The sequence below is a fragment of the Streptomyces sp. SID14478 genome (genome assembly GCF_010548525.1).
Lineage (GTDB): Bacteria > Actinomycetota > Actinomycetes > Streptomycetales > Streptomycetaceae > Streptomyces.
The window spans coordinates 1-7,655 of the sequence record NZ_JAAGMG010000782.1 but is presented as its reverse complement, the minus strand read 5'-3'; the positions used below and the strand labels follow the sequence as shown (position 1 = coordinate 7,655).

6 protein-coding genes and 1 pseudogene are annotated in these 7,655 nt (G+C 72.1%); 2 read left to right on the top strand and 5 right to left on the bottom strand.

Features of this window, described 5'->3' with window-relative positions; all coding sequences use genetic code 11:
• The 3 genes and pseudogenes from G3I40_RS25815 to G3I40_RS25805 all read right to left on the bottom strand — a co-directional run.
• Positions 1-975 (bottom strand): annotated as a pseudogene (locus G3I40_RS25815) (ATP-binding protein); the annotation flags it as partial.
• 159 nt (positions 976-1,134) lie between these two features.
• The gene (locus tag G3I40_RS25810) at positions 1,135-4,350 is read right to left on the bottom strand and encodes an NACHT domain-containing protein (RefSeq protein ID WP_343245020.1); all 3,216 of its coding nucleotides are present in this window, start codon (positions 4,348-4,350) and stop codon (positions 1,135-1,137) included.
• Positions 4,351-4,389: 39 nt separating this feature from the next.
• Positions 4,390-4,800: an ATP-binding protein gene (locus G3I40_RS25805; RefSeq protein ID WP_164304512.1), complete on the bottom strand. Its 411-nt coding sequence runs from the start codon at positions 4,798-4,800 to the stop codon at positions 4,390-4,392.
• A 113-nt stretch (positions 4,801-4,913) separates the two neighbouring features.
• Here G3I40_RS25805 and G3I40_RS25800 point away from each other — a divergent pair, with 113 nt between their 5' ends.
• Both G3I40_RS25800 and G3I40_RS25795 read left to right on the top strand, forming a co-directional pair.
• Entirely contained in the window at positions 4,914-5,738 is an 825-nt protein-coding gene (locus G3I40_RS25800) for a helix-turn-helix transcriptional regulator (protein ID WP_164304511.1), read from the top strand.
• Positions 5,735-5,941 carry a DUF397 domain-containing protein gene (locus G3I40_RS25795; RefSeq protein WP_164304510.1) on the top strand — a complete coding sequence of 69 codons (207 nt, stop codon included), beginning with the start codon at positions 5,735-5,737 and terminating at the stop codon, positions 5,939-5,941. Before G3I40_RS25800 ends, G3I40_RS25795 begins: the two co-directional genes overlap by 4 nt.
• A gap of 4 nt (positions 5,942-5,945) precedes the next feature.
• On the opposite strand, the gene G3I40_RS25790 is transcribed toward G3I40_RS25795, so the two are convergent.
• Both G3I40_RS25790 and G3I40_RS25785 read right to left on the bottom strand, forming a co-directional pair.
• The gene (locus G3I40_RS25790; protein WP_164304509.1) at positions 5,946-6,593 is read right to left on the bottom strand and encodes a dihydrofolate reductase family protein; all 648 of its coding nucleotides are present in this window, start codon (positions 6,591-6,593) and stop codon (positions 5,946-5,948) included.
• A 57-nt stretch (positions 6,594-6,650) separates the two neighbouring features.
• Positions 6,651-7,655: MFS transporter (locus G3I40_RS25785; protein WP_164304508.1), on the bottom strand; the 1,005-nt coding region annotated here is incomplete at its 5' end.

The window sequence follows — 7,655 nt, the reverse complement described above, 5'->3', positions numbered from 1 at the left end:
GCCGAGGCGGGTGGCGACGACGGTGATCCGCTCGCGGACGGGCCGCTGCGGCGCGGCCCGGTGGTCGAGGAGCAGTGCGAGGAAGCGGCGGCCCGCGGCGGTGTGCGCCTCGTCGAGCAGGATCAGCGGCCAGGGTTCGCGGTTCCAGCGGCGTACGCCGCCGTAGGCCGCGGCGACCTCCTGGAGGAACGCCGCCATGAGGTCGGTCTCGACGGCCCGGCGGTAGTCGCCGCCGCGGTGGAAGCGGCGGCCCACCTCGACCAGCGCGTCCCGGGCGTCGTCGGCGTCCTGCGCGTCCTCGGCCGTGGGGTGGCGCCGGTCGTACCACTGGCGGGCGGGGCCCAGCGGGCGCAGCGTCTCCAGTTCGCGCAGCACGGCCCGGGTGACCGGCAGGGAGTCGACGTCCTCCGGGTCCTCGGCGCCCCCGGCGGCGGGCTCGGTGTGGGCGGCGATGGACGCCTCCACCTGCGCGGCCCATTCGCGGGCCACCTCGCGTTCCTCGCCGGTGCGCAGTCCGCAGGCGAGGAGCAGCCGGGCGTGGCGGGCGCAGACGGCGTCGCGCTCCTCGGCGTCGCCGGCGTGCCAGCCGGACACGGCGAACAGGCCGGGGACGAGGACCGGGAAGCGGGCGAGGTCCGGTGTGAACGCGCACACCAGCCGCTCCATGATCTCCACCAGGTCGGCGGCGCGCACCGCCTCCGGCCCGCCTGCCGGGACCGGCCGGGCGGTATCGGGCCCGGCGGTCGTGCCCGCGGGGACCACTCGTACGTGGGCGAGCGGCAGCCGTCGGTGGTAGTTCCGGGCGAGCCCGTCGAGGACGGCACTGCGGCCCGTGCCGTGCTGTCCGGTGAGCAGGACGACCGGTACGTCGTCGCCGAACTCCCGCTTCTTGCGGGCCCGTTCGTCATAGGCGAGGCCGGTGAGGGAGGGCACCAGGGAACGCACCACGGGGTCGCGGGCATACAGAAACGGCACTCGCGACCTGCCCATCAGAAGTGTCCCGGTTCCCCTCGGTACGGCTCCGGCCCGACCGCGATGTCACGACGACGTGACCACCGCCCGACCATGACGTGCACAACTCCCTCTCGTGTCAGCGAACTTACCCGCGTAGACGATCTCCCGCCACGGGGACGGTCACGGATGCGGATATATCTCCAGTCCGACCTGGGCGGGCAGTTGCTCGGCCGCGCTCACGTTGCGCGAGTACGCGAGGCGCACCCGGCGCAGCGCCGTCATGGCCTTCAGGGACGACAGGTCGATGTCGGTGCCCTGGGTGAGGTGGAGTTCCACCAGGCCGGGCAGCCAGCGGGCGATGCGGCGCAGGGAGACGGGCGCGCCGGGCTTCGCGTACACGTAGAGGTGGGTGACGGCGGAGATCTCGGCGCGCTGGCCGAACAGCAGCACGCTCAGCTGCTCCGGCGACAGGGTCAGGGTGCGCAGCGTCGCCACCTCGGCCAGCGCCTTGCCCCAGTCGTCGGGGAGCAGCTTGTCGCCGGCCTCGTGCAGGCGCAGCTCCTCCAGTTTCGCGGCGCGGACGATGTCGCCGAGTTCGACGGTGCCCGGGGGCACCGCGAGGACGCGCAGCCGGTCGAGGTAGGGCAGTTCGGCGATGCCGCGCCAGGGCACGTCGGCCCCGACGTGCAGGGCTTCGAGGCCGGCACAGCCCACCAGGTCCGACAGCGGTTCGAACTGCGGCAGGTCGGCGAGGGCCAGGCTGCGCAGCCGGGGCAGCCCGGTGAGCGGCGCCGGGTCCGTGAGGTTGCGGCAGCTCTGCAGGGTCAGCTCTTCGAGGGCGCCGAAGTCGTCGAGGAACGTCAGGTCGTCGACGCGCAGGGCGCCGCGCAGCCGCAGTTCGCGCAGCCGTCCCGGGTCGAGGGCGGCGCGGATCGCCTCGGGGTCGAAGTCGCCGTGGATGCCGACGCGTTCGCAGCCGGGCATGGCGGCCAGGGCGGCGAGTTCGGCCGCCGAGCGTACGGTGACGGACTCTTCCGGGGCGGTGGCGAGCAGCGGCCTGATGATCTCCTCGGCGTACGCCTCGGTGTCGAACCGGTCCCAGTGGCCGAGGAGTTGGGCCCGTACCGCGGACTGGCGGGTGTCGAGGAACTCGCGCAGCCGCGGGATGGCCGCGTCCCCGCCGATCTGGCAGATCGCGTGCACGGTCGCCAGTTCCTCGTCGCCGTCGAGTGCGTCGGGGGGCGGCAGGAGGCCGAGCAGGAGGGGTCCGGTGCGGGCGAGCACGCGGGCCTGACGCAGGCTGCGGGGCGGCAGCATGCTGGCCGCCTCGGACTCGATGGTCTGCCGCACGGCGGGCTCCAGGCGGGTCGCCTGCTCCAGGGAGGCGAGGGCGAGCAGGCGCAGGCGGGCCTGGACGGTGACGTCCTTCTCGCGGTTCCCCCGGTCGCTCAGCCGCATCAGCAGATCGGCGCGCCCGTTGTGATCGGCCTGTGCGACGGCCATCTGGACCACGTCCTCCCACTGGTCTACGTGAGCGTTCTTCACCAGCATGCCGAAGTCCCGCTCCTCCAATACAGCCTTGGCGCCGAGGTAGTCCTGAAACGTGCGGTGCACGAAGTCGACGCCTCCCGCGGTGGCCTCCCGGAGCAGACCGGAGCGTTCGAGGAGGTACTGGAGGGCGTCCTCGGGCTCTCCGAGCCCTGCCAGGCTGGGCACTTGGGGCTGCAGGCGCCGCATCACGTCGACGGCGTCCTCCCGCTCGATCTGCGTGCGTTCGTTGCGGATCAGCCAGTAGGCGAGGCGCTTGAGCGGTTCGGTGGCGGCCTCCTCGTCCAGTTCGGGTGCCCCACCACGACCGTACAACTCCCGCTCTGTGTCCCGCCGTTCGAGCAGCATGGACAGCGCCGCCTTGTAGAGCGCCGCGCGGCCGCGCGGCAGGAAGCCGCGCCGCTCGCGGTGCAGGGCGCAGATCAGGCTGCACATCAGGGGGTTGGTGGCGAGCCGGCTGAGGCCGGGCGCGGCGCGCAGGGCCTGGATCAGCTCCTCGTCGCGTCCGGGCAGGGCGTCGGTCGCGGTGTGCCAGCGCCGGATGAAGTCCTTGAGGTCCGCGGGGCGCAGCGCGTCCAGGGTGATCTCGTGGAACCCCTCGGCACTCAGCCAGCCGGGGCCGAGCGCGGAGGGGCGGGTGGTGGCGAGCCAGAGGTTGCCGGGGAAGACGGCCAGGAGCTCGCGCAGCCAGGCGCGGGCGCGGGTACGGTCGGCCTTGGGGATCTCGTCGAGGCCGTCGACGAGGAGCAGGCCGCGGCCGTTCTGCAGGACCCGGGTGGCCCACCCGTCCGGTTCGGTGCCCACCAGCGGGCAGCCCATCCAGCGTAAGAAGTCCTCGGGGAGCGGTAGTTGGGCGCCCTTGCGGGCGAGGGTGCGCAAGGGAAGGACGAAGGGGACGCGCCCGAGGAGCTGCGGCATGTTGCCCGGCACGCTGTCCTGCTGCGCCGTGGTGATCGCGAGCCACTGCACGAGGGTCGTCTTGCCGGTGCCCGCGAGACCGTGCAACAGCACGCGGCCGCGGGTGGCGAGGGCCGCCTCGACACTCTGCTCCACGCCGGACTCGCGCTCGGCGTCGGCCGTCCCGTCGGTGTCGTCCGCGGCGGCCGGCGCGCTGACGGCGCGCAAGCTCAAGTAAGCGGATTCCAGGGGCCATTCCTGACTGCTTGGATCGCGCAGATCGACGCCGTAGATGGTGAGCATGCCGTGCCGCTTGACGACGTAGCGCGCGTAACTCTCCTCGAAACGTCCGTCGAGCGCCGCCCAGTCGTCGCCCGACACCCGGCGCAGCACGACGTCCAACGTGGCGTGGACTTCCCGTAGTTCACGCGCGTCCTCAAGGCGCGCCCGCGCCTCGAACCCGGGGCGCTGCGTGAAGAACCGCACCAGGTGCACGCACGCCGTCTCCAGGAGCCTGTCGTGGAAGAGGGCGGCGTCCGCGGTGAGCAGGCGGCGGGTGCCGGGCCCGGACTGCCGGGACAGCGCGGCGGCGAGCTTCTCGGGCCCGAGCAGGAAGAGCTGTACGTCGTCCATGTCCAGCTCGCCGAAGGCGTACAGCGTCCGGGTCAGGGCCTGCCCCACGGCGTCGCGTTCGTCGTCCTCGATCGGCTGCTCGCGCGGGCCGGCCGCGCTCACCCCGCGCTCCACCAGCTCGCGCGCGAGCCGGTGCAGATCGTCCCGGCTGACGGTCGGATGGTCCCCCACGAAGGACAGCACGTGCCTTATCCGTACGGGCCGTTCGGTGAACTCGGCGCCCGGCGCCTTGGCGGGCGGCAGCACGAGCCGCTTCAACAACGGCACCACCACCGCGGACGCGATCTTCAGTCCCACTGTGCCCGGTTCCACTGCCACCCCCGTCGGTGTACGTCCCTCCACCATAGGACGCCCACGTCACACGCAGGGCTCCGTCTCCGGGCCACCTCGCTCGAACTCGCACCACACGACCTTGCCCGGGTCCCGCTCACCGACGCCCCACTTGTCCGCGAGCGCCCCGACCAGCAGCAGGCCCCGACCGCCCTCGGCGTCCCGCGCCCCGCGCGGTACTGCGGGCACGCCATCGCCGCTGTCGTGCACTTCGAGGCGCAGCACGTGGTCGTACGCCAGCACCCGCAGGAGGAAGCCCCGGCCCGGCGGGACGCCGTGGACCAGCGCGTTCGTCGTGAGCTCGCTGACACAGAGCAGGATGTCGTCCGCGCGATCCCGGGTGCCCCAGTCGGCCAGTGCCTGACGGGTGAACTCCCTGGCGGCGGGCACGGATTGGCGTTCGCGGCGGTAGAAGTGTTCGCGGGGTTCGTCGTTCATGGGCAGCAATGTCGCGGAGCGTGATGGACTGACGGCAGTGCGTCGACCCCGACGGATTTCTTGTCGGGGTTCGAGTGGGGTCGAGCGAGAGCGGGGCGGGGACATTGACCGTCATGAGCACCGGGAAGCGTCCGCCGAGGAATCCGTCGGCGATGAGGATGGTCGGACAGCTGGTCGCCCTGTTCCGCAAGTCCGCCGGGTTCACTCAGGCGGCGCTCGGGAAGCGGCTGGTGGTCGCGGAGGCGACCATCGCGGCGATCGAGCAGGGGCGGCGGCCGTTGTTGCCGGATCTTGCGGACGCGATGGACCAACTACTGGACACCAAGGGTGCGTTGGCCGTCGCCGTGGCCAACATGCCGGAGATCGACCAGTTCCCGCTGTGGGCCGAGTCGTACATCAAGCACGAACGTGAGGCCATCGCCCTGTCCAAGTACGACGCGGTGGTCATGCCTGGCCTTCTGCAGTCCGAGGACATGGCTCGGGCCGTGCTCCGCGAGCGCGTTCCGGCCTACGATCCCGACGAGATCGAGGCCAAGACCGCTGCCCGGATCGAGCGGCAGACGATCCTGCACCGGAAGGTCCCGCCCACGGTCAGCTTCGTCATCTGGGAGCCGGTGCTCCATTTGTCCGTAGGCGATCCGCAGGTCCGCCACAGGCAGCTTCGGTACGTGCGCGAACAGTGCGAACTCCCCGGCCTGACCGTGCAGATCCTCCCGCAGAGCAGTCGCCACCATGCCGCCCTCGATGGCCCCTTCACGCTCCTGGAGACCCCCGACCACCAGCACCTCGCTTACACCGAGACCCAGCGCGGCAGCCAATGGGTCGCCGACCGCGACGAGGTGTCCATCCTGGAACGCAAATATGCGATGCTGCGATCACAGGCCCTCAGCCCGCAAGACTCCATGGGCCTGCTGGAGCGCCTGCTAGGAGAGCGATGAGCACCGCACGGCACTGGTTCAAGTCGAGCTACAGCGGCAGCGAAGGCGGCGACTGCCTCGAAGTCGCCTACGACTGGCAGAAGCCGAGCCGCAGCAGCGACGAGCCCACCGCCATCCACATCCGCGACTCCAAGAACCCGGAGGGCCCGTGCTTCACGGTTGCCCCGGGTACCTGGACCGCGTTCCTCAACGACCGTTCCTGAGGCGTCACTTCCGCCAGAACAGGTGATGCGTCACCCCACTGTCGCTGGGCACGACATCCTCGTGGAACCGGTCGCGCAACTCGTCCGGCGACTCCCACAGGCGTGAGCCCGAGCCGAGTTCGATCGGGGAGACCGCCACGTGCAGGGTGTCGACGAGGTCGGCGTCGAGGAACTCGCGGACGACCGTCGCGCCGCCGCCGAGGCGGACGTCCTTGCCCTGGGCCGCGGCGCGCGCCTGCTCCAGGACCGTGGCGGGGTCGCCGTCCACAAAGTGGAACGTGGTGTCGGAGAGCGTGAACGACGGGCGCAGGTGGTGGGTCATGACGAACACCGGCGTGTGGAACGGCGGTTCGTCGCCCCACCAGCCCTGCCACTCGTGGTCCTCCCAGGGCCCGCGCTGCGGGCCGAACTTGTTCCGGCCCATGATCTCGGCGCCGATGTTGTGGTGGAAGTCCCGCGTCAGGTAGTCGTCGAGGCCGCGGCTGCCGCCGGGCTCGGTCCGGTTGGGCCAGCTCGCCGTGGCCCCGGCCCACGCGAACATGGTTCCCGGGTCGGCGTGCCCGAAGGGGCGCTCCAGGCTCTGGCCCTCGCCGGCGCCGAAGCCGTCGCTGGAGACGTTGAAGTTCTGGACGCGCAGCAGCTGCTCCGTCATGTGCCTCTCCCGTACTCGTGGATGTTCTCCGGGGTCGACTCTGCCGGAAGCGGGTGCTCATCGCCGCGAAAGCCACGCGATGGCGCCGCCGAGTGCCAGGCAAACGCCCGCGAGCCCCCACAGCAGCGCGTGAAAGGCGGCGTCGTACGGGTGCCCGGCCCCGACCAGGGTCGCGAGCACCGACCCGTACACGGCGACCGCCACCGCCTCGCTGCCCAGCCGCAGCGTGTTCACGAATCCGGCGGCCATTCCGGCGCGCTCCGGGGCGACCAGCGCGAGGGCCTGCCCGTCGACGAGGCCGGCCGACAGGCCCATGCCCGCGCCCGTGACGAGCATCGGCACGGCCACCACGGCGATGGCGACGTGCGGCGAGAAGAGGAGCAGACCGAGGTCGCCGGCGACCAGGCAGGCGAGGCTCGTGAGGATCAACACCCGTGCCGGGACGCCCCGTTCGACCAGCTTGGCCGCGACCACCGGCGAGACGAGGACCGGCAGCGTCAGGAGCAGCATCAGCCAGCCCGCCGCCGAGCCGTCGCGGCCGGTGACGGCCGTGAGGTAGCTCGGCAGGTACGTGAGCAGTGTGACGAAGCCGAAGGACGCCGCGACCGGGACCAGTGCGAGGCCGAGGAACCGGCGTTCGCGCAGCAGCCCGAGGTCGAGCACGGGGTGCGCGCTGCGCCGCTCCACGCGCACGAAGAGGGCCAGCGCCGCGGCCGATGCCGCGAACAGGGCGAGCACCCCGGCGCTCCCCCAGCCCCACTGCGAGGCCTGCACGATCCCGGTGGTCAGCAGCACCGCGGCGGCGACGAAGACCGCGCTGCCGGGGAGGTCGAGCCGTGCTGATCCTCGTACGGAGGCCGGCACCGTCCGCGCGATCACCGGCACCGCGAGCAGCGCCACGGCGAGGGCGACCGCGTGCAGGGCGAACACCCAGCGCCAGCCGACGCCTGCCACGAGCTGCCCGGCGAGGGTCGGGCCGAGCGAGACGCCGATCCCGGCGACGGCTCCGAACAGGGCGAACGCCCGTGCGCGGGCGGGGCCTTCGTACGCCGTGGAGAGGAT

What these genes read in the sequence shown, in the direction of transcription:
- G3I40_RS25795 (WP_164304510.1), top strand. Translation starts at nt 5,735, where the DNA reads ATGAGCACCGCACGGCACTGGTTCAAGTCGAGCTACAGCGGCAGCGAA.
- G3I40_RS25790 (WP_164304509.1), bottom strand. Translation starts at nt 6,593, where the DNA reads ATGACGGAGCAGCTGCTGCGCGTCCAGAACTTCAACGTCTCCAGCGAC.
- G3I40_RS25800 (WP_164304511.1), top strand. Translation starts at nt 4,914, where the DNA reads ATGAGCACCGGGAAGCGTCCGCCGAGGAATCCGTCGGCGATGAGGATG.
- G3I40_RS25805 (WP_164304512.1), bottom strand. Translation starts at nt 4,800, where the DNA reads ATGAACGACGAACCCCGCGAACACTTCTACCGCCGCGAACGCCAATCC.